Source organism: Allobosea lathyri, from assembly GCF_900108245.1.
GTDB classification, from domain to species: domain Bacteria; phylum Pseudomonadota; class Alphaproteobacteria; order Rhizobiales; family Beijerinckiaceae; genus Allobosea; species Allobosea lathyri.
In genome coordinates, this window is record NZ_FNUY01000005.1 from 221,801 (window position 1) to 245,752 (window position 23,952).

The following is a 23,952-nucleotide window of genomic DNA, read 5'->3' on the forward strand; positions in this document are numbered from 1 at the left end:
CTCATTCGGCCGGCGGACGCTCGAGTCCGCACATGATGAAGGCGATCATCTGCTCGGCACTGGGGCCGGGCATCTTTTCGCATTGAGCCATCAGCAGCGGGTGATGGAAGCGAATCATGGCAGTCCGGATACAACGCGTGGCCGCGACGGGGTCGATATCGCGAAACTCGCCATTGGCAATGCCCTGAACAACGACGCCGCGCAGGATACTGTCCAGCCGCTCGATATGCCCGAGGATCGCGTCCCAGCTTTCCTCCATCGCGGCGCAGACCATTTCCTGCATGCGATGCTGGTCGGTGAAGCGCGCCTGATTGATGCGGTGGACAGCCAGCAGCATGTCGCGCAGCCGGCTGCCAGCGGAGCGCGGCTCGGCCTCGATCGCCGAGAGAACCTCCTCGAGTTCGCCCTTGAAACGCGCGAGAACCGCCTCGTTGATCGACTTCTTGGAATCGAAGAAGCGATAGACATTGGCGGGGCTCATCCGCAACGATTTGGCGATGTCGGCGACAGTGGTCTTCTGGTAGCCGATGTCGCGGAAGAAGCGCTCGGCCGTGTCGACGATGCTTTGCCGTGTGTCGCGCTCGGGATGACTCAATACGGTGCCCGCTCGGTTGATGATGACTGCTAATAGATCGCTATGACGAATTCTGTCATTCGTCAACGTCATGACAGATAAAGCTTTTAGCCAGAACACCCTGCCATCAGCTGCCTTTCTCATGCGATCGCGGCGACTATGCGGAGATGTTGCGGCGCACATATGCGCCCTTCGACCAGCGGCCATGCATCCATGCCGGGTTATGCGCGCGATATCGGCGGCGTCTTGCGTCGCTCGGATGTCAGGACGCGGTGCAGCCCTGCCTGGCCAAGGCCAGAAACGCTTGGATATCGAGATGGGCAGCGAGATGCGCAGCGAGCCGATCCAGCGTCGCCTCGACATCGTCCTCATAAGCCAATCCGAAGGGCAGATCCCTGCCGGCAATCGCCGCCAGACAGGCCCCGCGGACCGTGTCGGACGCGAAGGCTCCATGCAGATAGCTGCCGACGACGCGCCCGTCGGCGCTGGCTGCGCCTTCAGGCCGCCCTTCGATACGGAATGGCGCGCGCGCCGTATCGGCACCCTCGGTGCGTCCGAGATGGATTTCATAGGCGCGGCCGGACGCGGTGCTGGCCGCATGGACGAAACCGACTTCCCGCACGGTCTTGCTCGCATCCAGCACCGTCTCGACATCGAGCAAGCCCAGCCCCGGCGCTTCGCCCGCTGGGCCTTCGAGGCCAAGCGGATCGCGCACCACGCGGCCGAGCATCTGATATCCCCCGCAGAGACCCAGAATGTGGCCGCCGCGCCGGCGATGGGCGGCGATGTCGATGTCCCAGCCCTCTTTGCGCAGCGCGGCAAGATCGCGAAGGGTCGTCTTCGAACCCGGCAGGATCAGCAGGTCCGCATCACCCGGCAGCGGCCGACCGGGCGGTATCATCACGAGATCGACCGCATCTTCGAGCTTCAGCGGGTCGAGATCGTCGAAATTCGCGATACCGGGCAGGACGGGCACTGCGATCCTGAGGGCTCCGCCTGCCCTTTTGATGCCGGAGCGCAGATCAAGGCCATCTTCCGCCGGCAGGCGAGACGCCTCGGCAAACCAGGGCACGACACCCAGACAAGGCCAGCCCGTGGCGCTTTCGATCGTATCGACGCCGGCCTGAAACAAGCGGGCGTCACCGCGAAAGCGGTTCACCGCAAAGGCGCGGATCATCGTGCGATCGGCTTCATCCAGAACGGCATGGGTGCCGACCAGGCTGGCAATGACGCCGCCACGATCGATGTCGCCGATCAGGATGGCGGGCACGCCGGCGGCCCGCGCGAAGCCGAGATTGGCGATGTCGCGCGCCCGTAAATTGGTCTCGGCCGGAGAGCCGGCGCCCTCGACGATGACCAGATCGGCATCGGCGGCCAGACGACCGAAACTTTCGAGCACTTTTGGCAGGAAATCGCCGCGCCGGGTGAAATCTCCCGAGGAGAGATGACCGGCGACCCGGCCCTGGAGGATGATCTGGCTGCCGGTGTCGCTCTCGGGTTTCAGCAGCACGGGATTCATGTCGACGCTCGCAGCGACCCGCGCCGCGCGCGCCTGCAACGCCTGCGCGCGCCCGATCTCGCCGCCGGGGGTCGCCGCGGCATTGTTCGACATGTTCTGCGGCTTGAACGGCCTGACCTTCAGCCCGCGATCGGCGAAGAGCCGGCAGAGACCAGCCACGATCAGCGATTTGCCGACATTGGAGCCGGTGCCGAGAACCATGATGGCGGGTATGCGGGGGGAAGCCATGCTGCCTGCTTAGGCGGCGGCTCAGCGCAGGGCAACCGGACCACGAAGCAAAGAGGAGCCTGAAAATGCGTTCGCCGGTTCACGCCAGTACCCGCTACGCCAAAGGGGCGAAGTCGCAGCAGGTGTCCGGCGTGAACCGGCTGAAGCCAATAGACCCTGACCTCTGATGAATGTCAATATTCATCATTCGGTATTTTTCGACCTGAATCCCATAGCCGGCCAAGCCGCGTGCGTGCCGCCGCGTGGCATGGTAGAGGCGTTGCCATCCGTGACCGCAGGCGACGAAACCAACCGATGAACCCGATCTTCTCCGCCCTCCAGACCAGCGTCTTCGAGGTGATGTCGCAACTCGCGCGCGAGACTGGCGCGGTCAATCTCGGCCAGGGCTTTCCCGACGATCCCGGACCGGAGGATGTCAGGCGCAAGGCCGCCGAGGCGGTGATCTCGGGCTGGAACCAGTATCCGCCGATGATGGGGCTGCCTGAACTGCGCCACGCCACCGCCGCGCATTACAAGCGCTGGCAGGGTCTCGATCTCGACGCTGAGACCGAGATCATGGTGACCTCGGGGGCGACGGAGGCCATCGCCGGCGCATTGATGGCGCTGATCACTCCCGGGGACGAGGTCGTGCTGTTCGAGCCGATGTATGACGCCTATGTCCCGCTGGTGCGCCGGGCCGGCGGCATACCCAAATTCGTGACGCTGACGCCGCCTGCCTTCGGCCTGACGGAGGCAGCGCTCGCGGCGGCCTTCTCGCCGAAGACCAGGGTGGTGCTGTTCAACAATCCGCTCAACCCGACGGCGACGATCTTCAGCGACGCCGATCTCGACCTCCTCGCCGACTTCTGTATCCGCCATGACGCCGTCGCGATCTGCGACGAGGTCTGGGAGCATGTCGTGTTCGACGGCCGCAGGCATGTCCCGATGCTGAGCCGCCCCGGCATGCGCGAGCGTACGGTCAAGATCTCGTCGGCCGGCAAGATCTTTTCGCTGACGGGCTGGAAGGTCGGTCTGGTGATGGCCGCGCCGCCGCTGATGCGGGTTCTCGCCAAGGCGCATCAATACATCACCTTCACCACGCCGCCGAACCTGCAGGCGGCCGTGGCCTACGGGCTTGGCAAGGATGACAGCTATTTCGAGGGCATGCGGAGCGACTTCCAGCGCTCGCGCGACCGCTTCACCGAGGGTCTGCGAGGCCTCGGCTTCAGCGTTCTGCCCAGCGTCGGCACCTATTTCCTGAACGTCTATATCGCCCCGCTCGGCGAGCTGGACGATGTCGATTTCTGCCGGCGGCTGGTGATGGAAAACGGTGTCGCCGCCATTCCGGTCAGCGCCTTCTATGCGCAAGGCGCCGTCAAGACCGTCGTCCGCTTCTGTTTCGCCAAGCGAGACGCGACGCTGGACGCCGCGCTCGAACGCCTTGCCGATCGTAAGCAAGGGCGCTGATCGGGCAGTTCAGCACCGAGGCCGTTATTGCGCGCGGCCCAGATCCTGCGCGATGGCGCCTGCCGCAACTAGCTTCTTCTGGAGTTCGGCGATGCCAGACTTGCTGCCGGCGGCACCTGCCGCCTCGACTGCCGTCACCATCTGCGCCAGAGCCTGCTGCGCGAGCACCAGATCCTTGCGGCGCCTCGCGAGCAGCATCATCGCTTCGCCCTGATTGGCCGAGCTGGTAGCCCAGAGCAGCGGCGCTGTCTGCCGCTGGCGTATGTCCAAGGCGCGGCCATAGGCTGCGATCGCCTCCTCCAGCACGACCGTCTCACTGTAGCTGCCGCCCATGGCGACCAGTACCGAGCCCATGCGATCCTGGATATCGGCCCAGCGTTCAGGGCTCGCTTCATGCGTCCAATGTTCCGACGCGGCCTGCAGGGCGTTGAACGCGGCTTCCAGACTGGCCATGCCGTGGGTCTTGCGGCCCAGAACCGAGAGCGCGCGGCCAAGGTCGAACTGTGTCCGCGCCCAGCCCTGCACATCGGCAGCGCGGTCCATCGCCGGCAAGGCCGCGCGAAAGGCCTCGACCGCCTCCTCGATCAAACCGACATCGCCATCGGCCTCGCCGAATTGCAGCGCGAGCGTGCCAAGATGCCGCTGCAGCCGAATCCAGAGCGGCTTTGCGTGATCGGGGCGCAAATCCTCGAGCGTGGTGCGGTAGCAGGAGGCCGCTTGGCGTAGCAGGGCGGAGTCACCGTTCAGAGCGCCGAGGCCGACAAGTGCAAGGCCGAGACGCTCCTGGGTCGCAGCCCAGCGCACGGTGTCGTCGAAATTATCGAGCCCGGTGAGCAGGGTCCGAAGATGGGCGATCGCAGCCTCGTAGCCGGAGCGATCGGCGAACTCCTCGCCGAGGCGCGACAAGGCGTCGGCCTGGCGCAGTGCCAGCTCATGGCTGCGGTCGGGATCGGCGAGCCCGACGATCGCGGCCGCTTCGGCAAATCGCCTGGAAGCTTCACGGCAGCCCTCGGGCGCGAGCTGGAGCAGGCTGGTGGTGCCGCGGTCCGCCCGAGCCTCTCCGGCGGCGATACGGCGCTCGGCGGGGAGCTCGGCCAGGCCGGCAAGACCACCGAGGATATGAAGTTCGGCCTGCGCAAGCGCCTTGTCGAGCTCGGCCAGGCGACCGGCCTCGCAAGCCGCCGCAGCCGCCTGGCGCCAACCTGCAAGCACGGCATCGGCGGAGGGCTGAGCCAGATGTGTCCGCAGGGCCCGGATATCCGGCACCCTGCGGGTCAACTTGCGTTCGAGCCCGTCCGGATCGGCGCTGGCCAGATCCGTTATGACGGGCGCGACAATGGCGAGCAGGATATCGCGCGGAACCTGATATCGCTGCGAAACGCGCGCGATGACGGCCGCGAGATCGTGAGGCTTCGTCACGAGGTGACTATCTCCCACTGCGCGCTCCCGGCCGTCCGGATCAGTTGGCGCGAATCACTTCGCGGCGATGACGGCGATCTCGACCGTGAACTGCGGCGCGGCGAGCTTGGCCTCGACCGTGGCGCGACCCGGGGTCTGGCCGGCGACGATCCACTTGTCCCAGACGCCGTTCATCTCGGCGAAGGTCGACATGTCGGAGAGCCAGATATTGACCATCAGAAGCTTGGTCTTGTCGGTACCGGCTTCTGCCAGCAGGCCGTCGATGATGCCGAGAATGTCAGCGGTCTGCTCGGCGACGCTCTTGCCGGCAGCCTTGTCGGCCACCTGGCCGGCGAGATAGACGGTATTGCCGTGCACGACGGCCTTGGACATGCGCGGGCCGATACCGATACGCTGAATGCTCATGGTCAAATCTCCTGAATTGGGCGCTAGCTGGTAGCCCGAGCCGCCTGCTTTCGCAAACGGTATTGCCGCCCCTCACGCAACAGCCGCCCAGCCTGCCCAAAGCGCGCCATACCGCGTTGCTTTGCCGGCGAACACCAGCACAATGAAGCGTCCGAGCGGGTAATTCAACGTGCCCGCGACGAATGTCAGGGGGTCGCCGACGACAGGCAGCCAGGCGAAGAGCAGCGAGGGCCAGCCGAAACGCTCGAACCAGCCTTGCGCCTTGACGAGTTTTGTCGGGTCGGGCCGCAGACGGGCCGGCAGCTTTTCGATGCCGCCCTGCGCGATCAGCCGGCCAAGCCACCAGTTGAGGAGGGAGCCTGCGGTATTGGCGACGCTCGCGACGGCAAACAGCGCCAGCGGATTGACTGTCCCGGCCGCGAGCAGCCCGACGAAGACGGCTTCAGACTGCGCCGGAAGCAGTGTTGCGGCCACGAAAGCCGCGCCCGCCATCCCGGCGAGCGAGGCAAAAGCCTCCATCACAGCCGGCGCAGCGCGACCTGCTGGATGCGATGGCTCGCGCCCTTGGTCAGGATCAGGCTGGCGCGCTGGCGCGTCGGCAGGATGTTCTCCTGCAGGTTGGGCAGGTTGATCCCGGTCCAGAGCTTCTCGGCGATAGACAGCGCCTCGTCCCCGTCGATCTCGGCATATTTGCGGAAGAAGGAGCGCGGATCGCGGAAAGCCGTCTGGCGCAGTGTCATGAAGCGATCGACGTACCAGCGGTGCAAATCGTTCTCGTCGGCGTCGAGATAGACGGAGAAGTCGAAATAATCGGAGACGAAGGGGATGACCGTGCCATCCCTGGGCATGCGGCTGGGCTGGAGGACGTTCAGCCCTTCGAGGATCAGGATGTCGGGCCGCTCGACCGTGACCTGACCGTCGGGCACGACGTCATAGACCAGATGCGAATAGACCGGGGCGGAAACTGAAGGCTTGCCCGCCTTCACATCCGACAGGAAGCGCAGGATCGCGGCGCCATCATAGCTCTCGGGAAAGCCCTTGCGCTGCATCAGCCCGCGGCGTTCCAGTTCGGCATTGGGCAGAAGGAAGCCGTCGGTGGTGACGAGCTCGACCTTGGGCGTGTTGGGCCAGCGCGACAGCAGCGCCTTCAGCACGCGCGCCGTGGTCGATTTACCGACCGCGACCGAGCCGGCGACGCCAATGATATAGGGAACCTTGACCTCGGCCTCGGCCATCAGGAAGCGCTGCGTCGCCTTGAACAGGCCTTGCGTGGCCGCAACGTAAAGCGAAAGCAGGCGCGACAGCGGCAGATAGATCGCCACGATCTCGTCGAGCGAGATCGGGTCGTTGATCGATTGCAGCTTGGTCAGATCGTCGACCGAGAGCGTCAACGGCGTATCGGCGCGCAGATGCGCCCATTCGTCCCGCGAGAAGGTACGGTAAGGCGAACCCAGATCGGGATCGGCCGGCGCGGGAATCAGACGCTGGTCCATGAGGCGACCCGCATTCCAGGCTTCGAGGTTCAACGCTGACACTTCCTCGACTTCAACGGGGCCGCGCCGCCTTTTCAGCGAGCCCAGATTTGGCGGTGCGGGCCTCAAGCTGGCTCAAGACGTCTTGCAATGCAACATCGCGTGCCCTGAGCACGACTAAGAGATGATAGAGCAGATCGGCGCTTTCGGCGATCAGCTCCTCGCGATCGCCCTTCACGGCGGCGATAACGGCCTCGACAGCCTCCTCGCCGAGTTTTTTTGCAGCGCGCTCCGGGCCGGCGGCGAGGAGCTTCGCGGTCCAGGATTCCTCGGGCGAGGCGGCGGCGCGCTCGGCAATGAGGCGCTCGAGATCGGAGAGGGTGAAGTTGCTCATCGTTCAATCCAGCCGCATCGCCAGGCCCGCCGCCGCCATATGGGCCTTGGCCTGCTGGATCGTGTAGGTGCCGAAATGGAAGATCGAGGCCGCAAGCACCGCGCTGGCATGGCCATCACGGACGCCGGCGACGAGATCGTCGAGATTGCCCACGCCGCCCGAGGCGATCACCGGCACCGAAACCGCATCGGAAATGCGCTCGGTCAGGCCGAGATCATAGCCGGATTTGGTGCCGTCGCGGTCCATCGAGGTGACCAGCAATTCGCCTGCGCCGAGCGAGACGACCTCGCGTGCGAAGGCAACGGCCTCCAGCCCCGTGGCGTTGCGCCCGCCATGGGTGAAGATCTCCCAGCGGCCGGGCGAGACCTGCTTGGCGTCGATGGCGACGATGATGCACTGGGCCCCGAATTTCTCGGCCGCTTCCTTGACGAAGCCGCGATTGGTCACGGCCGCCGTGTTGATCGAGACCTTGTCGGCGCCAGCCAGCAGCAAAGCGCGGATATCCTCGACCTTGCGCACGCCGCCGCCGACTGTCAGCGGCATGAAGCAGGCTTCCGCCGTGCGCGTCACGACATCGAACAGGATGCCGCGATCCTCATGACTGGCGGTGATATCGAGGAAGCAGAGCTCGTCTGCACCAGCCGCGTCATAGGCCTTCGCGGCCGCGACGGGATCGCCGGCATCGACGAGATCGAGAAACTTCACGCCCTTGACGACGCGGCCGTCCTTGACGTCGAGGCAGGGGATGATGCGGGTCTTCAGGGTCATCGGCAGGTTCGGCCAAAGCGAGATGAGGAAGCGGCGGCAAGCCGCCCCGGTCACGCCCCTTTAAAGCATGGCGCGAACAAGTGAAATGCGCGTTTCCGCGACGGCCATGACGCTCGCTTGCCCAGCGCCGCGATCCCTGCTCTGCTGGCCCCCAAGTCGATCGTCGAACCGACAGGGGAATTTCATCATGCCGATCTCGCTGTTCCCGGCCTTGCGCCCGGCCGCCCTCGCCATCACCGCCGGGCTCGCTTTCTCAGGGCTCGCCATGGCGCAGGCTCCGACGAGCCAGCTCGACACCATCCAGAGCCGCGGCGCCCTGCAGATCTGCACGACCGGCGACTACAAGCCTTTCACACTGGCCAAGGACGGCGGCTATGAAGGCATCGACATCGAGCTGGCGAAATCGCTCGCCAAGGCGATCGGTGTCGAGGCCAAGTTCGTCGCGACGAAATGGTCCGACCTGCTGGCCGATTTCACCGCGGGCAAATGCGACATCGCGATGGGCGGCATCTCGGTGACGCTCGATCGGCAGAAGCGCGCGTTCTTCTCGACGCCCTATCTGATCAACGGCAAGGCGCCGATCGTGCGCTGCGCCGACAAGGCGAAATACCAGTCGGTCGCCGATATCGACAAGCCCGATGTCAGGGTGATCGTCAATCCCGGAGGCACCAATGAGCGCTTCGTCCGGGCCAATTTCAAGCAGGCCAAGATCGAGGTCTTTCCCGACAACGTCACCATCTTCGACCAGATCCTGGCCGGCAAGGCCGACATCATAATCGCGGAATCGATCGAGACGAAGGTGCAGGAAAAGGCCAAGCCGGGTCTCTGCGCCGTCAATCCCGACGAGCCCTTGCAATATGGCGAAATGGGTTACCTGCTGCCGCGCGGCGACGTGACCTTCAAGGCCTTCGTCGACCAGTGGCTGCATCTTGCCAAGGCGACCGGCGAATTCGCCGGCATCTACAACCAGTTCGTGCGCTGAGGGCGTAGTACATTGTCTTGGCTCAGAACCACGCCGTCATCCTGGACCAGCGGCGAAGCCGCGCAGATCCGGGATCCATCGTAGAGCTTCGCGTCCCTACGATGGATCCCGGGTCTCCGCTTCGCTACGCCCAGGATGACGACGTGTTTCCACGCAAAATCATCAAGCTCTAGATGGTCGCTATGCTGCCGGCCTTGGCCACCCGCGCCAGCGCCGTGGCCGGATCGATGCGTCCGTCATAGAGCGCCCGTCCGGTGATGGCCCCTTCGAGGATCGCGGCATCAGGCGCGCAGAGCCGCTCGATATCGGCCATCGAGGCCAGTCCGCCCGAGGCGATGACGGGGATCGTCAGGGCATTGGCCAGCCCGATCGTGCCGTCCCAGTTGATGCCCTGGAGCATGCCGTCGCGGGCGATGTCGGTGTAGACGATCGCCGCCACGCCGGCATCCTCGAAGCGACGGCCAAGATCGTCCGCGGCCAGAGCCGAGGTTTCGGCCCAGCCTTCGACCGCGACATAGCCATCGCGCGCATCGATACCGACCGCGACCTGACCCGGAAAGGCCTTTGCCGCCTCACGCACGAAGGCGGGATCGCGGACGGCGGCCGTGCCGATGATGACGCGCCGCACGCCCTTCTTCAGCCAGCCCTCGACTGTCGCCATGTCGCGGATGCCGCCACCGAGCTGGACGGGAAAGGCGACGCGGGCGAGGATCGCCTCGACTGCCGCGGCATTCATCGGCTTGCCCGCAAAGGCGCCGTCGAGGTCGACGACATGCAGCCACTGGAAACCCTGCTGCTCGAAGGCTGCGGCCTGGGCAGCGGGATCGTCATTGAAGACGGTCGCCTGGTCCATATCGCCCTGCTTCAGGCGGACGCACTGGCCGTTCTTGAGGTCGATGGCGGGGAAGAGGATCAAGGCCGCCACCCCAGAAAGTTCGCGATCAGTTTCAGGCCGAGCTTCTGGCTCTTCTCAGGGTGAAACTGTGTGCCGACGACGTTGTCATGCGCCACCATCGCGGTGACGGGACCGCCATATTCGGTCAGCGCCAGCACGTCCTCAGGCCTCTCCGGCACCAGCGCATAGGAATGCACGAAATAGGCGTGCAGCCCATCCGGCCCGGTCTCGATGCCAGCCAGCAGAGCGTGCTCATCCTGCTTGTGCAGGGTGTTCCAGCCCATATGCGGGATTTTCAGGCTTTCATCATCGGGCACGATCAGCGCGACATCGCCGGGAATCCAGCCGAGCCCCTGCGTCACCGTATATTCCAGGCCGCGCGAGGCCAGCAGCTGCATGCCGACGCAGATGCCGAGGAAAGGACGTTGCTTTTGCCGGACGACCTCTTCAAGGGCTTCGACCATGCCGGGAACGGCATCGAGCCCACGCCGGCAGTCGGCGAAAGCTCCCACGCCGGGCAGCACGATGCGGTCGGCGCGGCGCACCTCAGCTGGGTCGCTGGTGACGCGGATGGTCGAGGCGATGCCGGACTCGGCGGCAGCGCGCTCGAAAGCCTTCGCGGCGGAGTGCAGATTGCCCGAACCGTAATCGACGATGGCGACGGACTGGCTCATCGTCCGCGCGCCTCGGGGAAGAGGCCGATGATCGGCGCGGGGCCAGCAGGCTGCTGGCGCGCCGGCATCGGCAGCACCGGACGCATCGGCACCGTCTCGCCCGCCAGCGCGCGCTCGAAATAGCGCCGCTCGGCCTCGGGCAGACCACGCGCCTCGACGACATCGGCAAAACGCCAGCCCTGCCGCGCCAGCTTTCGGACGATCAGGTTCTGGCCTTCAAGGCTGAGGAACAGCGCGATCGTCACATGCGCCAGCAGCACCGCTCCACCGGCAAGGCCGAACCGGTTTTGCGCATAAAGCAGCGCGCCCCAGACCAGCACGAACAGAAAGGTCGCCAGCCAGAGCCGCTTTCCCAGCAGCCAGAGCCCGGTCAAGGCGAAGGCCGACCAGGAGAAGCTCTCGGGCAGCAGCCGTGCCTGCTCGATCTCGTCCCGCGGACCGCCGGAGCCCGGCGGCGGGATCATCACCGTATAGAACGCCATGTCAGATCCCTTCAGATCACGTCACGTTCGGACGGTTCCGTCCCAACGTCGAAGAACGCGATCGATTCCAAAAGCCGAAAGCATTGCTCATGCGGAAAACCGGTTCTCACTTTTTCGCGCAATGTTCTACAGCGCGCCCTTGGTCGAGGGCACGCGCCCGCCCTCGCGCGGATCGACCTCGAGAGCCTGACGCAAGGCGCGCGCCAATCCCTTGAAGCAGCTTTCGGCGATATGATGGGCATTGTCGCCATAGAGCGTCTCGACATGCAGGGTCAGCCCGGCATTGATCGCGAAAGCCTGGAAGAACTCGCGCACCAGCTCGGTGTCGAAGGTGCCGATCTTTTCGGCCCTGAACTGCGTGCGGAAGACCAGGAAGGGTCGGCCGGAGACATCGACCGCGACGCGGGTCAGCGTCTCGTCCATCGGCAGGTGCACGTCGGCATAGCGCCGGATGCCCTTCTTGTCGCCGAGCGCCTGCTTCAGCGCCTCGCCCAGCGCGATGCCGGCATCCTCGACCGAGTGGTGGTCGTCGATATGGGTGTCGCCCTTCACCTTGACGGTGACGTCGATCAGCGAATGGCGGGCGAAGAGATCGAGCATATGGTCGAAGAACCCGACGCCGGTCGCGATCTCGGCCTTGCCGGTACCATCGAGCATCAGCGAGACCGCGATATCGGTCTCATTGGTGCGGCGCTTCACTTCGCCAAAACGCATGCTGGCCTCTACATCTCGCGGAATTCGCGCCGCTTTAGCAGGAGGCCGGCCGGAAGGCCATCATCTCCGTCCGCTTTCGGTCAGGCTGTTTTCAGCTCAGAGCGCGGCGAGCCCCTGTTTGAGATCGGCGATCAGGTCGTCGGGATGCTCCAATCCGATCGAGAGCCGGATCATCCCGTCGGTCACGCCCATGCTGGCGCGTACCTCCGGCGTGAAGCGCTGATGCGTCGTCGTCGCCGGGTGGACAATCAGGCTCTTGGCGTCGCCGAGATTGTTGGAAATCCGGATCAGCCTGAGCGCATTGAGCAGGCGGTAGGCGGCGGCCTTGCCGCCGGGCACCTCGAAGGCAATCAGCGTCGACGGCCCGCTCATCTGCCGGGCGATGATCTGCGCCTGCGGGTGGTTCTTGTGGCCGGGGAAGATGACTTTCGAGAGACTCGACTGGCCGGCGAGCCAGTCGGCGACGACGGCCGCGCTCTCGGCCTGGCGGCGCACGCGCAGCGGCAGGGTTTCGAGCGCCTTTAGCATCACCCAGGCGTTGAAGGGCGAGATCGCCGGGCCGGTCTGGCGCAGGAAGGTCTGGATATTGGTCTCGATGAACTCCTGCGAGCCGAGAACCAGCCCGCCGAGACATCGTCCCTGCCCGTCGATATGCTTGGTCGCCGAATAGACCACGCAATCGGCGCCGAGTTCGAGCGGGCGCTGGAAAAGCGGCGTGGCGAAGACGTTGTCGACCACGAGCGTGGCGCCGACTTCCTTCGCCAGCGAGGCGACGGCGGCGATGTCGATCACCTCCAGTGTCGGATTGGACGGGCTTTCGAGGAAGAAGACTTTTGTCTGCGGGGTCACCGCCCTGCGCCAGGCTGCGATGTCGGGGCCATCGACCAGTGTCGAGGAGACGCCGTAACGCGGCAGATGATCCTCCACCACATAGCGGCAGGAGCCGAACAGCGCCTGCGCTGCCACGACATGGTCGCCGGCGCGAACCGAGCCCATCACCGCGGCGGTGACGGCGGCCATTCCGGTCGCGGTGGCGCGACACGCCTCCGCGCCCTCGAAGGCGGCCATGCGCTGCTCGAGCATGGTGACGGTCGGGTTCGAGAAGCGCGCGTATTGGAAACCCGGATCCTTGTTCAGGAACCGCGCCTCGCATTGCTCGGCGCTGTCATAGACATGGCCCTGCGTCAGGAAGAGCGCCTCGGACGTCTCGCCGAACTGCGAGCGCATCGTGCCGGCATGGACCAGTCGCGTCTCAGGATGCAGGCTGGCCGGGTCGCTCTCGAATGCCGACATGATAAGTCCTCAATTCGTTCGTTATAACGGACAAAGGGAATATCAGCTTCGCGACCGTTCGTAAAGACGAACGAATTTCCTCTCAAGGGGACGATGCCCGGCACGCGTTTTGCGCCTGCGCCTATTTCCCAGCGCGGCCCAGTGGCCCGAGAAAGCCGGTGAGGTCCGACGTGACGTGGTGGACATGGCCGGCCTCGATCGCCGTCTGTTCCCAGGCCTCGCGGAACGGGTCCGGCGTCTGCGGGATGATCAGCACCGTCTTCATGCCGAGCGCGCTGGGCACGATCAGGTTTTTCTCGATGTCCTCGAACATGGCGGCGCGGCCGGGATCGACCGCATGCTTCGCCAGGAAATTCTCATAGGTTGCGCGCTCGGGCTTGGGGCAGAAGCCGGCCTGCACGATGTCGAAGATATCCTCGAAATGCTGGAGAATGCCGAGCTTGCCAGCGACATTCTCGGCATGCCCACGCGAACCATTGGTCAGGATCAGCTTGCGGCCCGGCAGTGCAGCGATCGCGTCGCCGAGCGCCGGGTTGGGCTCGAGCAGGCTCAGGTCGACGTCATGCGCGAAGGCGAGGAAATCATCGGGATCGATCTGATGCTCCTCCATCAGGCCGTTCAGCGTCGTGCCGTAGCGATGATAGAAATACCCCCTCAGCGCGTGCGAGGAGAGACCATCCAGACCGAAAAGCTCCTGCAAAAACAGCGTGATCCGCTGATTGACCTGCGGCCAGACCCTGCTCTCATGCGAATAGAGCGTGTTGTCGAGGTCAAAGATCCAGTGATCGACATGTGCAAAGGCCTCCACCTGAAGCGGTGGGACGGCGACGGGAGCAATGGTGGCATGCGTGTTCATGGGGACTCAAGGATGTGGCGAGTCCAGCGGGAGATGCAAGTCTCTTGCGAGAAGAGGACTTCGCCGGAGGGCTGAAAGCAGACCGTATCGGCCGGGCAACGCGCCGTCATTCCGGGGCGCTGCGCAGCAGCGAGCCCGGAAGCCATGAACACGGATGGAGAAGGACGAGCTCGGCGCGAACAGCGCCTTCTCGCTGAAACGCAGCGGTTATGGGTTCCGGGCTCTTCGCTCCGCGAAGCCCCGGAATGACGGGATGTTTCCGTACGTACGCCCCAAGCTCAGCGCCGAATGATCGTGCCGGAGCCCGTATCGGTGAAAAGCTCGATCAAGGCGGCGTGCGGCACCTTGCCGTCGAGGATGACGACGGCCTCGACGCCCTTCTCCAGCGCGTAGATGCAGGTCTCGATCTTCGGGATCATGCCGCCGGAAATCGTACCATCCGCGATCAGGCGGCGACATTCCTCCACCGTCAGTTCCGGGATGAGTTCCTTGTCCTTGGTCAGGACGCCCGGCACATCGGTCAGCAGAAGCAGGCGCTTGGCGTTGAGCGCGCCCGCGATCGCGCCGGCGAAGGTATCGGCATTGACGTTATAGGTCTGGCCGTCCGAGGCCGAGCAGACCGGCGCGAGCACCGGGATCAGTTCCGCCTTCAGCACCGCGTCGAGGACGGAGGTATCGACCGTCTCGGGCTCGCCGACGAAGCCGAGATCAAGCACCTGCTCGATCCGGGAATCGGGGTCGACGATGGTGCGCGTCACCTTGCGGGCGGTGACCATGTTGCCGTCCTTGCCGCACAGCCCGATCGCCTTGCCACCTTCGCGCGAGATGTAGCCGACGATTTCCTTGTTCACCGAACCGGCCAGGACCATCTCGACGACATCGACGGTCGCCCGGTCGGTGACGCGCAGGCCCTGCTTGAACTCCGATTTGATACCGAGCTTTTCCAGCATCCGCGCAATCTGCGGGCCGCCGCCATGGCAGACCACGGGCTTCAGGCCGGACTGCTCGAGCAGCACGATGTCTTCGGCGAAATCCTCGGCAGTGGCGGCATCGCCCATGGCGTTGCCGCCATATTTGATCACGATGATCTCCTGATCATAGCGCTGCATATGCGGCAGCGCCTGGACCAATAGGTCGGCGGATTGCGACGGCGTCAGATGGGGAGGCGTGATCATCGGGCAGGCTCCGCATGTGCGCGTTTCAGTCCGCGCCGGATCGGGCTTCTAAAGGAAGCGATGCGCGACCGGAAGAGCGTCCGTCAAACGCGCAGGCTTGAAGAGGCATCAGGAGCAAAAATACAACCTATCCGTGCATATTCGGGCATGCGATACCTTGGAGGCCGAATGATTCGAGCGCGGGGATAGCAAAATGTCGAGCTGCACTGATCAGAATGGAGACAAGTGGGAAATCTACGCGTCTGGGAGCGAGTGGCGCTGGCGCCGCACGGCCTCGAACGGGCGGATCGTGGGCGCTTCGACCGAAGGCTATGCCAGCCGCGCGAACTGCATAGCCAATGCACAGCGCAACGGCATGACCTGCAATCCCGCCTGACGGCAACCGTTCAAGCCGCCCTTCTGTCGCCGCGCGGCGCGAACAGCGCCGACAGCGCCAGCACCAGCCAGCCTCCCAGCATCAGGAAGCCGCCGGCGGGGGCTGCGCCCTCGAACAGCTTTTCGCTGCCGAAACCGCGCCGGGCCAGGTCGGCTGCGAAAAGCGCGACGCCGAGGATCATCGCCGACAGCGCGACGCGCGCCACGACGTCCTGCAGTAGGCCGGTCCTTCGGGCGACGGTCGCGCCCAGAATGACCGGCGCGTGGAAGAGCAGCATCTGACCGGCGGTCTGGACATTCGTCGTGCCGGTGACATGAGCCGCTGCGGCCAGAAGCGCCACGCCGGCAAGGCCCATCAGGGCCGCGAGCGTCAAATGGATCCTCGCGGCGGTCATGTCTCGTCCCTTGCATCATGGGCCGGCCTTGCCGACCATCTCGGGGAGGGAGAAGCAATGAAGCGCCGCAGCGGGTCAAGCCGGCTGCGGCATGGCCCGACGCGGTCTATTGACGCTCCGCCAGCACGCGCCCGACGGCCGCGCGCAGTTCGGGAATGCCGAGGCCGGTCTCGCTCGATGTCAACAGCACTTCCGGGAATGCGGCCGGGCGGCGCTTGATCTCGTCATAGGTCGCCTCCAGCATGAACTGCTGGTCGGATTTCTTGATCGCATCGGCCTTGGTCAGCACGACCTGATAGGACACCGCCGCCTTGTCGAGCGTCTGCAGAACGGCGCCGTCGACATCCTTGATGCCGTGGCGGGCGTCGATCAGCACGTAGACGCGCATTAGGTTCGAGCGGCCGCGCAGATATTCGTGGATCAGATTGGTCCAGGACGCGACCTTGGCCCGGCCCACCGCCGCATAGCCATAGCCGGGCATGTCGACGATGGTGAGGCTGTCCTCCTCGCCGGTCTTCCGGAAGAAATTCAGCTGCTGGGTGCGGCCGGGCGTATGCGAGGTCCGCGCCAGCGCGTTGCGCCGGGTGATGCCGTTGATCAGGCTGGACTTGCCGACATTGGAACGCCCGGCAAAGGCGATCTCCTGGCCGACCATGGGCGGCAGGTCGTCGACATGGGTCGAGGCCCAGACGAAATCCCACGCCCCCTCGAAGAGCTTGCGGGCGGATTCGATCTCGTCCTCGGTGAAGGGCTTGGTCATGCTGCTGGTCATGGACCCTGCCTACACGGCTGCGCGCAATGCGTCGATGTCGGCGCTGGCGATGACGGCAATGTTGCGCGCGATTTTCCCGGCGTCCCAGTCCCACCAGCGGATTGTAAGCAGCTCGGCGACGATCTCCGGCGGAAACCGCGTCTTCACGATGCAGCCGGGATTGCCGACCACGACAGCATAGGGCGGCACGTCGCGCGCAACCTGCGCCCGCGTGCCGATGATCGCGCCATCGCCGATCGTGACGCCGGGCATGATCACCGCCTCGCGGCCGATCCAGACGTCGTTGCCGATAATGGTATCGCCGCGATGGCCGAGCGATCCCGGCGTTACGGCCGGCGCGTTCTCGACGCCGAACATCTGGAACGGAAAGGTCGAAAAGCCACCCATCGGGTGGTTGGCGCCGTTCATGATGAACTGCGCGGCTTGGGCGATCGCGACGAATTTGCCGATGATCAGCCGATCGCCGATGAAATCGAAATGATAGCGCACGCAGCGCGCGACGAAATGCTCAGGCCCGCGCGAGTCGTCGTAATAGCTGTAATCGCCGACCTCGATCAGCGGATTGTCGACGATCGCCTTCAGGAAGGCCGTACCCTTCCAGCCGGGGATCGGATGGCGGGTCAGGGGATCGGGAAGCGGCACGGGAACCTCCGGTCATCGCGCTCCGGGAAGCGCGAAGGAGCCCCGGAGTGCAGGCTGGCCGGGCGCAGGCCCGGTCGGCAATTCCGGCACCGCGGCCCGGATGACGGGCCCAGGCACCGTGGAGCACGTCGCCGCTCGCGACGTTCGCGCTCCCGTGTAGCGTGCGGGCTTACTTTTTGTTGGTGTTGGCGGGCTTGCCCGGAGCGGGGACCACCTCTGTCGTCGCGGGCTTCTTGCTGAACATGCCCTTGAGATTGTCGAACAGCTCGATCTTGACGCCATGCTTGCGCATGATGAAGCCCTGCTGGGTCACGGAGAGCAGGTTGTTCCAGCTCCAGTAGATCACCAGGCCAGCCGGGAACGAGCCGAGCAGGAAGGTGAAGAACACCGGCATCCAGGTGAACATCATCTTCTGCACCGGGTCCGGCGGCTCCGGGTTCATCTTCATCTGCACGAACATCGTGATGCCCATGATGATCGGCCAGATGCCGATATGCAGGAACGCGGTGAGGCCCAACGGCAGCCAGCCGAACACATTGGTCGGATCGGGCGCGGCAAGATCGTGGATCCAGCCGAAGAACGGCGCATGCCGCATCTCGATGGTGATGAACAGGATCTTGTAGAGCGCGAAGAAGACCGGGATCTGCACCAGCACCGGCCAGCAGCCGGCGAGCGGGTTGATCTTCTGGGTCTTGTACAGCTCCATCAAGGCCTGCTGCTGCTTCATCTTGTCGTCGGCATAGCGCTCGCGGATGGCAACCATCTCCGGCTGCACAGCCTTCATCTTCGCCATCGACGCGTATGACTTGCTGGCGAGCGGGAAGAATACGCCCTTCAGGAGCAGCGTGACGATCAGGATCGCGACACCGAAATTGCCGACATGCTTGTAGATCCAGTCGAGCAGGAAGAACATCGGCTTGGTGATGAAGTAGAACCAGCCCCAGTCGATCAGCAGGTCGAAGCGCTTGATCCCGAGATTGCGCTCGTAACCGTTGACGGCAGCGACTTCCTTGGCGCCGGCGAACAGCTTGGAGTTGCTCGCAACCGTCGCGCCGGGCGCGATGGTCACGGCCTCGGCCAGGAAGTCGGCCTGATAGGTGCGGGCGCTGCCGGTCTGGACCGACGAGAAGCGGCCTTCATATTTGCGCGCCTGATCGGGAACGACCGAGGCAGCCCAGTACTTGTCGGTGATGCCGACGAAGCCGCCGAGCGCGTCCTTCCAGACCCGACCATTCGTGCCGGGCGACAGCAGCGGCTCCTTGTCGACATGGTCATAGGTGAATTCCTGCAGGCCATGATCGCCGAGATAGCCAATCAGGCCTTCATGCAGCACGTAGTAGCCGAGCGTGGTCGGCCGGCCGTGGCGCACCACCTGGCCATAGGGGAAAAGCGAAACGGGCGCGCCGCCCTTGTTCTCGACCTCGTCGCGGATCGTGAACATGGCGTTGTCGTCGACCGAGATGGCCCGCTTGAACAGCAGGCCCTGGCCATTGTCCCAGCTCAGCGTCAGCGGCGTCCCGGCGCGCAGCACCTGGGCATCGGCGCTCCAGACCGTCGTCGCATTCGGCAGCGGCACATTCGTGCCGGGCGCGGCGACCCAGCCGAAATCGGAATAATAGGCGTTGGGGCCGCCCAGCGGCGAGAGCAGCACGATGATCGGGCTGTTGGGGTCGACAGTCTCGCGATAGGCCTTGAGCGAGACGTCGTCGACGCGCGCGCCGGTTAGCGAGATCGAACCGGCGATCTTGGGGGTGTCGATCTTGATGCGCGGGCTGCGGGCGAGCGCCTGCTCGCGGGTCTCGACAGCCGGCGTTGCCGGCAGGGCTGCAGGCAGGACAGCGCCGGGCTGGCCGGGAACGGAGGGCGAGCCGGCGGGCGTCGACTGGCCCTGCGCCTGCTGCGTCTGCTGCGTCTGCTGCGCGACCTGCTTCTGCTTGTCCATCTGCGGCACGGCGTAGAAGAACTGCCAGCCGAGCAGCACGACCACGGAGAGCGTGATCGCGAGAAGCAGATTGCGGTTGTCTTCTTTCATCATGATCGGAAACAGATCTCGCTGACGCCCGTCGGGCTTAAGGTTTTGAAGGCGCGCTGCGGATGTCCGGCGAGCGGCGCTTATCGGGGGAAGAAGATTTGCCGCCGGGAGAAGATTTGCTGGCCGCGAAAGACCTGCGGCCGGGCCGCGCCGGGCGGGCGCGATCGAGCGCCACCGACAGATCGGCGATGAGCAGCTGGAAATCGGCAGCAAGCGTCTCGGGGCGCGCGACGATTACCACGTCGCAGGGGCGGCCGGCCTGCTCGGCCAGGGCAATACCGGCAGCCGCACGCAGGCGTCGGCGTATGCGGTTGCGCTTGACGGCATTGCCGACCTTGCGCGACGCGGTCAGGCCAACGCGCAGGCCGTCGTGCCCGCCCTCGTCGACGGTATCGCGCGGCTGCGTATCGAGAACCTGCACGGTGAATGCAGACGAACGAAAACGGCGGCCGTGTTCGGCCGCCGCCAGAAACTCTTTGCGTTGCGTCAGACGGGCGAGGCGCATGGCGATTGGCCAGTCTTCCGAAAAAGGCGCGCGAACCTCACGCGCCTGCAGCTCAGGCCGACAGGCGCTTGCGGCCATGCGCCCGACGGGCGGCGATGACCTTCTGGCCACCCTTGGTCGCCATACGAGCGCGGTAGCCGTGGCGGCGCTTGCGAACCAGCTTGCTGGGTTGATAGGTTCTCTTCACGATCCGTCTCCGGGGCCTTGGTCAGCGTGGCGGCAACGGCCTTCCGAGGAAAGCGTGGCCAGCCGAGCCTGTCATGCAAAAGGTTCTGCGCAGCCCGAGGTGCTGCGCAAGTGGCGGGCTTATGACGGATGGATCCGTCCAAGTCAATGCCGAAGGTGCGGGCTCAGTCGCTATCGCATCAGTTGCGAAACAAGGAACTGCGCCGCGGCCTGCTGAGCGGAAGCAGCCTGCGCCGAGCCCGGGCGGATGAAGAAATCATGGGCCGCGCCAGTATGCATATCGAGCCGAACCGCTCCACCTCGCGCTGCCACGGCCTGTTCAAAGGCGCGCGCCGTTGCGGGCGGAAAGACGCGATCGTCGCGCCCCCAGACGAGGAGCAGCGGAGGGAGTCTGGCGGAGGTCGCACCCACGCCTCCGTCGACAAGGACAAGGGCGCCGGGCGGATCGTCGCCCTGCGCGCTCGCTGCAGCGACATTGGCGCCGAGCGAGATGCCGAGCAGACCGACCGGGCGATCAGCACGCAAATAGGCCGCCACGGCGCGAACCGACGCGATCCAGCGGGGCATTTGCGCAGCTGAATAGCGTTTGCGGCTCGCCGCATCTTCGGCTTCTTCCAGAACCTGGAGATCGGCCGCCGAGAGGAAGTGGACGAGAAACACATCGAGCCCGGCCGTCACGAACCGGCTAGCGATCTCGTCATAAGCGGGCGAGGCCAAACCCTTGCTGCCGCTCAAGACGATGATCGCGGGCCGGGCTGTCGGCCGCTGCACGTCCGGCATCTCGACCCGAACCGGGCCATACGCCGCTGCAATCGTCATTATTCGGCGTGGCCGTTCATCAGCCACCAGAGGCAGCGCGAAAGCGAATAGCAGCAAGGGCAGGATCAGGAGCGACTTCACGGCAGCAGGCCTCAAAACGCGAAATGCGGGTTCGAATGCGATCCATGGTCGCACCGCCGGTGATAGCGACATTGGCGACGCACCCCTATCCCGACGACCTGCGATGTTTCGTTTCGGCAATGGGAGCCCGCTTGCACTCGGGCGCGACATCCACGATATAGCGCCCGGGAGGTTGGCGAGGGACGTCTCACTCGCCAACCGGGTCAGGTCCGGAAGGAAGCAGCCCTAACGAGACCGAACGGGTCTTCGTCCAGCCTCCCACCTTTTGCTTTCACGGCGAAGGTCCAGCGCATCTGCTCCGCGTTCCCGGTGAGCCGTTTCCTCGAAGCGGCATCGTACGGGATGCTTCGGGAACGCGTCACGCCCGCAGGCGAGCTCGCGCCGCGTATGGGAAGCGCCGCATAGGGGCACCTTCCGGCAAGAGCATTGACCACCGCCTTCCGATTGGCGAAACCAGTCCCCATGACCGACGAGATCGACGCCGCTTCCGCAGATGACGAACCGGGCTTTGCCGGCTTCGACCCGGCTCCCCCGCCGGCCGCGGCAGCGCCGACGCCCTATCGCGTGCTCGCGCGGAAATACCGGCCGGCCCATTTCGGCGACCTGATCGGCCAGGACGCGATGGTGCGGACCCTGACCAACGCCTTCGCGGCCGGCCGCATCCCGCAGGCCTGGATGCTGACCGGCGTGCGCGGCGTCGGCAAGACGACGACGGCCCGCATTCTGGCGCGCGCACTGAACTTCCAGACGGAGGATGGCGGCGGCGCGCCGACGACCGATCTCGTGCGCTTCGGCGTGCACTGCAAGGAGATCATCGAGGGCCGCCATATCGACGTGATGGAGATCGACGCCGCCTCCAACAACGGCGTCGACAATGTCCGCCAGATCAACGACGCGGTGCGCTATGCGCCGGTGTCGGCGCGCTACAAGGTCTATATCATCGACGAGGTGCACATGCTCTCGGCCGGTGCCTTCAACGCCTTCCTGAAGACGCTCGAAGAGCCGCCGCCGCATGCGCGCTTCATTTTCGCGACGACGGAAATCCGCAAGGTGCCGGTGACGGTTCTGTCGCGCTGCCAGCGTTTCGACCTGCGCCGCGTCGATTCCAGCCTGCTCGTGGGCCATCTCGGCTCGATCTGCACGACGGAGAGTGTCGAGGCCGAGGAAGAGGCGCTCGCCGCCATCGCCCGGGCCGCAGAGGGCTCGGTGCGCGATTCGCTTTCGATCCTCGACCAGGCCATCGCCCACGCGGCCGGCAAGATAACGCTCGACGATGTCCGGTCCATGTTGGGGCTCGCCGACCGCGCTCGCGTCATCGACCTGTTCGAAGCGCTGATGAAGGGCGATATCGCGGCTGCGCTCGGCGAACTCAGGGCGCAATACGACGCCGGCGCCGACCCTGTGGTGGTGCTGACCGACCTCGCCGAATTCACCCATCTGGTGACGCGCCTGAAGCTCGTGCCCGATGCGCTCAAGGACAACAGCCTCAACCAGGCAGAGCGCGTGCGCGGCGGCGATTTCGCGCAGCGCCTTTCGGTGCGGGTGCTTGCCCGCGCCTGGCAGATGCTGCTGCGCGGCATCGCCGAGGTGAAGCAGGCCGACCGGCCGGTCATGGCGGCCGAGATGGTGCTGGTACGTCTCGCCCATGCCGCCGATCTGCCGACGCCCGACGAGGCGCTGAAGATGCTGCGCGACGGCTCCGGCACGGTTTCGTCGGGCAATGGTGCGCCCGCGCCGCGCCCGCCCTCAGGCGGCGGCAATACCGCGCTCGCGGCGCGCCCGATCCTGGCCAGCGCCAATCCGATGCCAATTCCGGCGCCCGCGCCGCGCGCCGTGGCCCAGCCGCTGGTTCAGGTGGCCTCGCTGGAGGATGTCGTGGCGCTTGCCTCGCAGCATCGCGACATCACGCTGAAACTGGCGCTGGAGCGCGATGTCCGCCCCGTACGCTTCGAGCAGGGGCGCATCGAATTCGCGCTGGCCGAGGGCAGTTCGCGCACCGTCGCGACCGACCTCTCTCGCCGTCTGAAAGAGTGGACCGGCCTGACCTGGATGGTTGCCGTGGTCAATGCCGAGGGCGGCGCGACGCTCCGCGAACAGGCAGAGGCCGAGAGGGAGCGGCGCGAAAGCGACGCCGCCTCCCATCCCGCCGTGATGGCGGTGCTGGAAAAATTCCCCGGCGCGCGCATCGTCAGCGTGCGCGATCCGCGTGCGGCCGAAGCACAGGCTCCCGCGGCCTCTGCGCCCGAGGATGAATATATGAACGATGGCGAGCCGCTCTTCGACGACAGCGAGCCGGATTTCGACGGCATCGATTTCTGAGGGCTGACGCGCCCCGCATCGGCGGGCTGCAAGGCCGATCCTGCAAGACCAGACTGCAACACCAAACCTGGGAGACAGTTCATGCGCGACATGATGGGCCTGATGAAGCAGGCGCAGGAAATGCAGCAGAAGATGGCTAATGTTCAGGCCGAGCTCGACATGATCGAGGTCGAGGGCGCAGCCGGCGGCGGCATGGTCACGGTGACGATGACGGCCAAGGGCGCGCTCAAGGCGGTCAGGATCGACCCGGCCCTGATGGTCGCCGACGAGCGCGAAATCCTCGAGGACCTGATCGTCGCCGCCAGCACCGACGCCCGAAATCGCGCCGAACGCGTGATGCAGGAGCGCATGGCCGAGATTACCAAGGGCCTGCCGATCCCGCCGGGCATGAAGCTGTTTTGACGCTTCGATCATCCTCGACGTCATCCCGGACGGAGCGAAGCGGAGATTCGGGATCCATCGATGGGCGCAGGCGCTCTAGGATGGATTCCGGCTCTGCCCTGCGCTTGCCCGGGATGACGGCGCGGGTT

The 23,952-nt window shown here is 65.2% G+C and carries 27 protein-coding genes and 1 other RNA gene; 6 read left to right on the top strand and 22 right to left on the bottom strand.

Features of this window, described 5'->3' with window-relative positions:
- Position 1 precedes the first annotated feature (1 nt).
- Together C4S73_RS29000 and C4S73_RS13970 are read right to left on the bottom strand one after the other, a co-directional pair.
- Positions 2–937: a TetR/AcrR family transcriptional regulator gene (locus C4S73_RS29000; RefSeq protein ID WP_342210573.1), complete on the bottom strand. Its 936-nt coding sequence runs from the start codon at positions 935–937 to the stop codon at positions 2–4.
- On the bottom strand, positions 837–2,321 hold the full coding sequence (locus C4S73_RS13970) for a cobyric acid synthase (RefSeq protein WP_103873110.1): 1,485 nt from the start codon (positions 2,319–2,321) through the stop codon (positions 837–839). The genes C4S73_RS29000 and C4S73_RS13970 overlap by 101 nt, the downstream gene beginning before the upstream one ends.
- 294 nt (positions 2,322–2,615) lie before the next feature.
- On the opposite strand from C4S73_RS13970, the gene C4S73_RS13975 reads away from it, so the two are divergent.
- Positions 2,616–3,767 carry an aminotransferase gene (locus tag C4S73_RS13975; RefSeq protein ID WP_103873111.1) on the top strand — a complete coding sequence of 384 codons (1,152 nt, stop codon included), beginning with the start codon at positions 2,616–2,618 and terminating at the stop codon, positions 3,765–3,767.
- A gap of 24 nt (positions 3,768–3,791) precedes the next feature.
- Here the strand turns inward: C4S73_RS13975 and C4S73_RS13980 are convergent, their stop codons facing one another.
- From C4S73_RS13980 to hisF, 6 genes are all read right to left on the bottom strand, one after another.
- Positions 3,792–5,186 (bottom strand): tetratricopeptide repeat protein, encoded by a 1,395-nt coding sequence (locus tag C4S73_RS13980; RefSeq protein ID WP_103873112.1) that lies wholly within the window; start codon positions 5,184–5,186, stop codon positions 3,792–3,794.
- 54 nt (positions 5,187–5,240) lie between these two features.
- The gene (locus C4S73_RS13985; RefSeq protein WP_103873113.1) at positions 5,241–5,591 is read right to left on the bottom strand and encodes a RidA family protein; all 351 of its coding nucleotides are present in this window, start codon (positions 5,589–5,591) and stop codon (positions 5,241–5,243) included.
- 72 nt (positions 5,592–5,663) lie between these two features.
- A complete protein-coding gene (locus tag C4S73_RS13990) occupies positions 5,664–6,110 on the bottom strand; it encodes a YqaA family protein (RefSeq protein WP_103873114.1) in 447 nt (148 codons plus the stop codon).
- Positions 6,110–7,084 carry a type I pantothenate kinase gene (gene coaA / locus C4S73_RS13995; protein WP_103873115.1) on the bottom strand — a complete coding sequence of 325 codons (975 nt, stop codon included), beginning with the start codon at positions 7,082–7,084 and terminating at the stop codon, positions 6,110–6,112. The genes C4S73_RS13990 and coaA overlap by 1 nt, the downstream gene beginning before the upstream one ends.
- 52 nt (positions 7,085–7,136) lie before the next feature.
- Positions 7,137–7,457, bottom strand: a complete 321-nt coding sequence (locus C4S73_RS14000; RefSeq protein WP_103873116.1) for a phosphoribosyl-ATP diphosphatase — start codon at positions 7,455–7,457, stop codon at positions 7,137–7,139.
- A 3-nt stretch (positions 7,458–7,460) separates the two neighbouring features.
- Positions 7,461–8,225 (bottom strand): imidazole glycerol phosphate synthase subunit HisF, encoded by a 765-nt coding sequence (hisF, locus tag C4S73_RS14005; protein WP_103873288.1) that lies wholly within the window; start codon positions 8,223–8,225, stop codon positions 7,461–7,463.
- A 187-nt stretch (positions 8,226–8,412) separates the two neighbouring features.
- On the opposite strand from hisF, the gene C4S73_RS14010 reads away from it, so the two are divergent.
- On the top strand, positions 8,413–9,207 hold the full coding sequence (locus tag C4S73_RS14010; protein WP_103873117.1) for a transporter substrate-binding domain-containing protein: 795 nt from the start codon (positions 8,413–8,415) through the stop codon (positions 9,205–9,207).
- 169 nt (positions 9,208–9,376) lie between these two features.
- Here the strand turns inward: C4S73_RS14010 and hisA are convergent, their stop codons facing one another.
- The 7 genes from hisA to argB all read right to left on the bottom strand — a co-directional run bounded on the left by hisA (position 9,377) and on the right by argB (position 15,296).
- Positions 9,377–10,132 carry a 1-(5-phosphoribosyl)-5-[(5-phosphoribosylamino)methylideneamino]imidazole-4-carboxamide isomerase gene (gene hisA / locus C4S73_RS14015; RefSeq protein ID WP_200828017.1) on the bottom strand — a complete coding sequence of 252 codons (756 nt, stop codon included), beginning with the start codon at positions 10,130–10,132 and terminating at the stop codon, positions 9,377–9,379.
- Positions 10,120–10,776, bottom strand: coding sequence for an imidazole glycerol phosphate synthase subunit HisH (gene hisH / locus C4S73_RS14020; protein WP_103873118.1), 657 nt, complete (start codon positions 10,774–10,776; stop codon positions 10,120–10,122). Before hisH ends, hisA begins: the two co-directional genes overlap by 13 nt.
- On the bottom strand, positions 10,773–11,258 hold the full coding sequence (locus C4S73_RS14025; protein WP_103873119.1) for a DUF2628 domain-containing protein: 486 nt from the start codon (positions 11,256–11,258) through the stop codon (positions 10,773–10,775). Before C4S73_RS14025 ends, hisH begins: the two co-directional genes overlap by 4 nt.
- A gap of 126 nt (positions 11,259–11,384) precedes the next feature.
- Positions 11,385–11,972 (bottom strand): imidazoleglycerol-phosphate dehydratase HisB, encoded by a 588-nt coding sequence (gene hisB / locus C4S73_RS14030; protein WP_103873120.1) that lies wholly within the window; start codon positions 11,970–11,972, stop codon positions 11,385–11,387.
- Positions 11,973–12,068: 96 nt separating this feature from the next.
- Positions 12,069–13,265 carry an O-succinylhomoserine sulfhydrylase gene (locus tag C4S73_RS14035; RefSeq protein WP_103873121.1) on the bottom strand — a complete coding sequence of 399 codons (1,197 nt, stop codon included), beginning with the start codon at positions 13,263–13,265 and terminating at the stop codon, positions 12,069–12,071.
- Between the two features lie 121 nt (positions 13,266–13,386).
- Positions 13,387–14,121, bottom strand: coding sequence for a pyrimidine 5'-nucleotidase (locus tag C4S73_RS14040; RefSeq protein WP_103873122.1), 735 nt, complete (start codon positions 14,119–14,121; stop codon positions 13,387–13,389).
- A gap of 278 nt (positions 14,122–14,399) precedes the next feature.
- Complete coding sequence (gene argB / locus C4S73_RS14045; protein ID WP_103873123.1) at positions 14,400–15,296, bottom strand: acetylglutamate kinase; 897 nt, start codon at positions 15,294–15,296, stop codon at positions 14,400–14,402.
- Positions 15,297–15,489: 193 nt separating this feature from the next.
- Between argB and C4S73_RS14050 the strand changes: the two genes are divergently transcribed.
- Positions 15,490–15,672 carry a YegP family protein gene (locus tag C4S73_RS14050; protein ID WP_103873124.1) on the top strand — a complete coding sequence of 61 codons (183 nt, stop codon included), beginning with the start codon at positions 15,490–15,492 and terminating at the stop codon, positions 15,670–15,672.
- 10 nt (positions 15,673–15,682) lie between these two features.
- Here the strand turns inward: C4S73_RS14050 and C4S73_RS14055 are convergent, their stop codons facing one another.
- The 7 genes from C4S73_RS14055 to C4S73_RS14085 form a co-directional block, all read right to left on the bottom strand.
- On the bottom strand, positions 15,683–16,066 hold the full coding sequence (locus C4S73_RS14055; RefSeq protein WP_103873125.1) for a DUF423 domain-containing protein: 384 nt from the start codon (positions 16,064–16,066) through the stop codon (positions 15,683–15,685).
- Between the two features lie 106 nt (positions 16,067–16,172).
- The gene (gene yihA / locus C4S73_RS14060; protein ID WP_103873290.1) at positions 16,173–16,826 is read right to left on the bottom strand and encodes a ribosome biogenesis GTP-binding protein YihA/YsxC; all 654 of its coding nucleotides are present in this window, start codon (positions 16,824–16,826) and stop codon (positions 16,173–16,175) included.
- A 21-nt stretch (positions 16,827–16,847) separates the two neighbouring features.
- Positions 16,848–17,480 carry a CatB-related O-acetyltransferase gene (locus C4S73_RS28910; protein WP_103873126.1) on the bottom strand — a complete coding sequence of 211 codons (633 nt, stop codon included), beginning with the start codon at positions 17,478–17,480 and terminating at the stop codon, positions 16,848–16,850.
- A gap of 169 nt (positions 17,481–17,649) precedes the next feature.
- Entirely contained in the window at positions 17,650–19,512 is a 1,863-nt protein-coding gene (gene yidC, locus C4S73_RS14070; RefSeq protein ID WP_103873291.1) for a membrane protein insertase YidC, read from the bottom strand.
- 37 nt (positions 19,513–19,549) lie between these two features.
- Positions 19,550–20,017, bottom strand: coding sequence for a ribonuclease P protein component (rnpA, locus tag C4S73_RS14075; protein WP_103873292.1), 468 nt, complete (start codon positions 20,015–20,017; stop codon positions 19,550–19,552).
- Between the two features lie 52 nt (positions 20,018–20,069).
- Positions 20,070–20,204 (bottom strand): 50S ribosomal protein L34, encoded by a 135-nt coding sequence (rpmH, locus tag C4S73_RS14080; RefSeq protein ID WP_103873127.1) that lies wholly within the window; start codon positions 20,202–20,204, stop codon positions 20,070–20,072.
- A gap of 170 nt (positions 20,205–20,374) precedes the next feature.
- On the bottom strand, positions 20,375–21,022 hold the full coding sequence (locus tag C4S73_RS14085) for a dienelactone hydrolase family protein (RefSeq protein ID WP_160115769.1): 648 nt from the start codon (positions 21,020–21,022) through the stop codon (positions 20,375–20,377).
- A gap of 247 nt (positions 21,023–21,269) precedes the next feature.
- On the opposite strand from C4S73_RS14085, the gene ffs reads away from it, so the two are divergent.
- From ffs to C4S73_RS14100, 3 genes are all read left to right on the top strand, one after another.
- An RNA gene (gene ffs, locus C4S73_RS14090) (signal recognition particle sRNA small type) lies at positions 21,270–21,366 on the top strand.
- Between the two features lie 199 nt (positions 21,367–21,565).
- Positions 21,566–23,422, top strand: coding sequence for a DNA polymerase III subunit gamma/tau (locus C4S73_RS14095; RefSeq protein WP_103873129.1), 1,857 nt, complete (start codon positions 21,566–21,568; stop codon positions 23,420–23,422).
- Positions 23,423–23,503: 81 nt separating this feature from the next.
- Complete coding sequence (locus C4S73_RS14100; RefSeq protein ID WP_103873130.1) at positions 23,504–23,824, top strand: YbaB/EbfC family nucleoid-associated protein; 321 nt, start codon at positions 23,504–23,506, stop codon at positions 23,822–23,824.
- Positions 23,825–23,952: the final 128 nt, after the last annotated feature.

Coding starts and splice junctions, on each gene's coding strand:
- C4S73_RS29000 (WP_342210573.1), bottom strand. CDS start 937: ATGTCGAGGCGACGCTGGATCGGCTCGCTGCGCATCTCGCTGCCCATC.
- C4S73_RS13970 (WP_103873110.1), bottom strand. CDS start 2,321: ATGGCTTCCCCCCGCATACCCGCCATCATGGTTCTCGGCACCGGCTCC.
- C4S73_RS13975 (WP_103873111.1), top strand. CDS start 2,616: ATGAACCCGATCTTCTCCGCCCTCCAGACCAGCGTCTTCGAGGTGATG.
- C4S73_RS13985 (WP_103873113.1), bottom strand. CDS start 5,591: ATGAGCATTCAGCGTATCGGTATCGGCCCGCGCATGTCCAAGGCCGTC.
- C4S73_RS13990 (WP_103873114.1), bottom strand. CDS start 6,110: ATGGAGGCTTTTGCCTCGCTCGCCGGGATGGCGGGCGCGGCTTTCGTG.
- coaA (WP_103873115.1), bottom strand. CDS start 7,084: ATGGACCAGCGTCTGATTCCCGCGCCGGCCGATCCCGATCTGGGTTCG.
- C4S73_RS14000 (WP_103873116.1), bottom strand. CDS start 7,457: ATGAGCAACTTCACCCTCTCCGATCTCGAGCGCCTCATTGCCGAGCGC.
- hisF (WP_103873288.1), bottom strand. CDS start 8,225: ATGACCCTGAAGACCCGCATCATCCCCTGCCTCGACGTCAAGGACGGC.
- C4S73_RS14010 (WP_103873117.1), top strand. CDS start 8,413: ATGCCGATCTCGCTGTTCCCGGCCTTGCGCCCGGCCGCCCTCGCCATC.
- hisH (WP_103873118.1), bottom strand. CDS start 10,776: ATGAGCCAGTCCGTCGCCATCGTCGATTACGGTTCGGGCAATCTGCAC.
- C4S73_RS14025 (WP_103873119.1), bottom strand. CDS start 11,258: ATGGCGTTCTATACGGTGATGATCCCGCCGCCGGGCTCCGGCGGTCCG.
- hisB (WP_103873120.1), bottom strand. CDS start 11,972: ATGCGTTTTGGCGAAGTGAAGCGCCGCACCAATGAGACCGATATCGCG.
- C4S73_RS14035 (WP_103873121.1), bottom strand. CDS start 13,265: ATGTCGGCATTCGAGAGCGACCCGGCCAGCCTGCATCCTGAGACGCGA.
- C4S73_RS14040 (WP_103873122.1), bottom strand. CDS start 14,121: ATGAACACGCATGCCACCATTGCTCCCGTCGCCGTCCCACCGCTTCAG.
- argB (WP_103873123.1), bottom strand. CDS start 15,296: ATGATCACGCCTCCCCATCTGACGCCGTCGCAATCCGCCGACCTATTG.
- C4S73_RS14050 (WP_103873124.1), top strand. CDS start 15,490: ATGTCGAGCTGCACTGATCAGAATGGAGACAAGTGGGAAATCTACGCG.
- C4S73_RS14055 (WP_103873125.1), bottom strand. CDS start 16,066: ATGACCGCCGCGAGGATCCATTTGACGCTCGCGGCCCTGATGGGCCTT.
- yihA (WP_103873290.1), bottom strand. CDS start 16,826: ATGACCAAGCCCTTCACCGAGGACGAGATCGAATCCGCCCGCAAGCTC.
- yidC (WP_103873291.1), bottom strand. CDS start 19,512: ATGAAAGAAGACAACCGCAATCTGCTTCTCGCGATCACGCTCTCCGTG.
- rnpA (WP_103873292.1), bottom strand. CDS start 20,017: ATGCGCCTCGCCCGTCTGACGCAACGCAAAGAGTTTCTGGCGGCGGCC.
- C4S73_RS14085 (WP_160115769.1), bottom strand. CDS start 21,022: ATGACGATTGCAGCGGCGTATGGCCCGGTTCGGGTCGAGATGCCGGAC.
- C4S73_RS14095 (WP_103873129.1), top strand. CDS start 21,566: ATGACCGACGAGATCGACGCCGCTTCCGCAGATGACGAACCGGGCTTT.
- C4S73_RS14100 (WP_103873130.1), top strand. CDS start 23,504: ATGCGCGACATGATGGGCCTGATGAAGCAGGCGCAGGAAATGCAGCAG.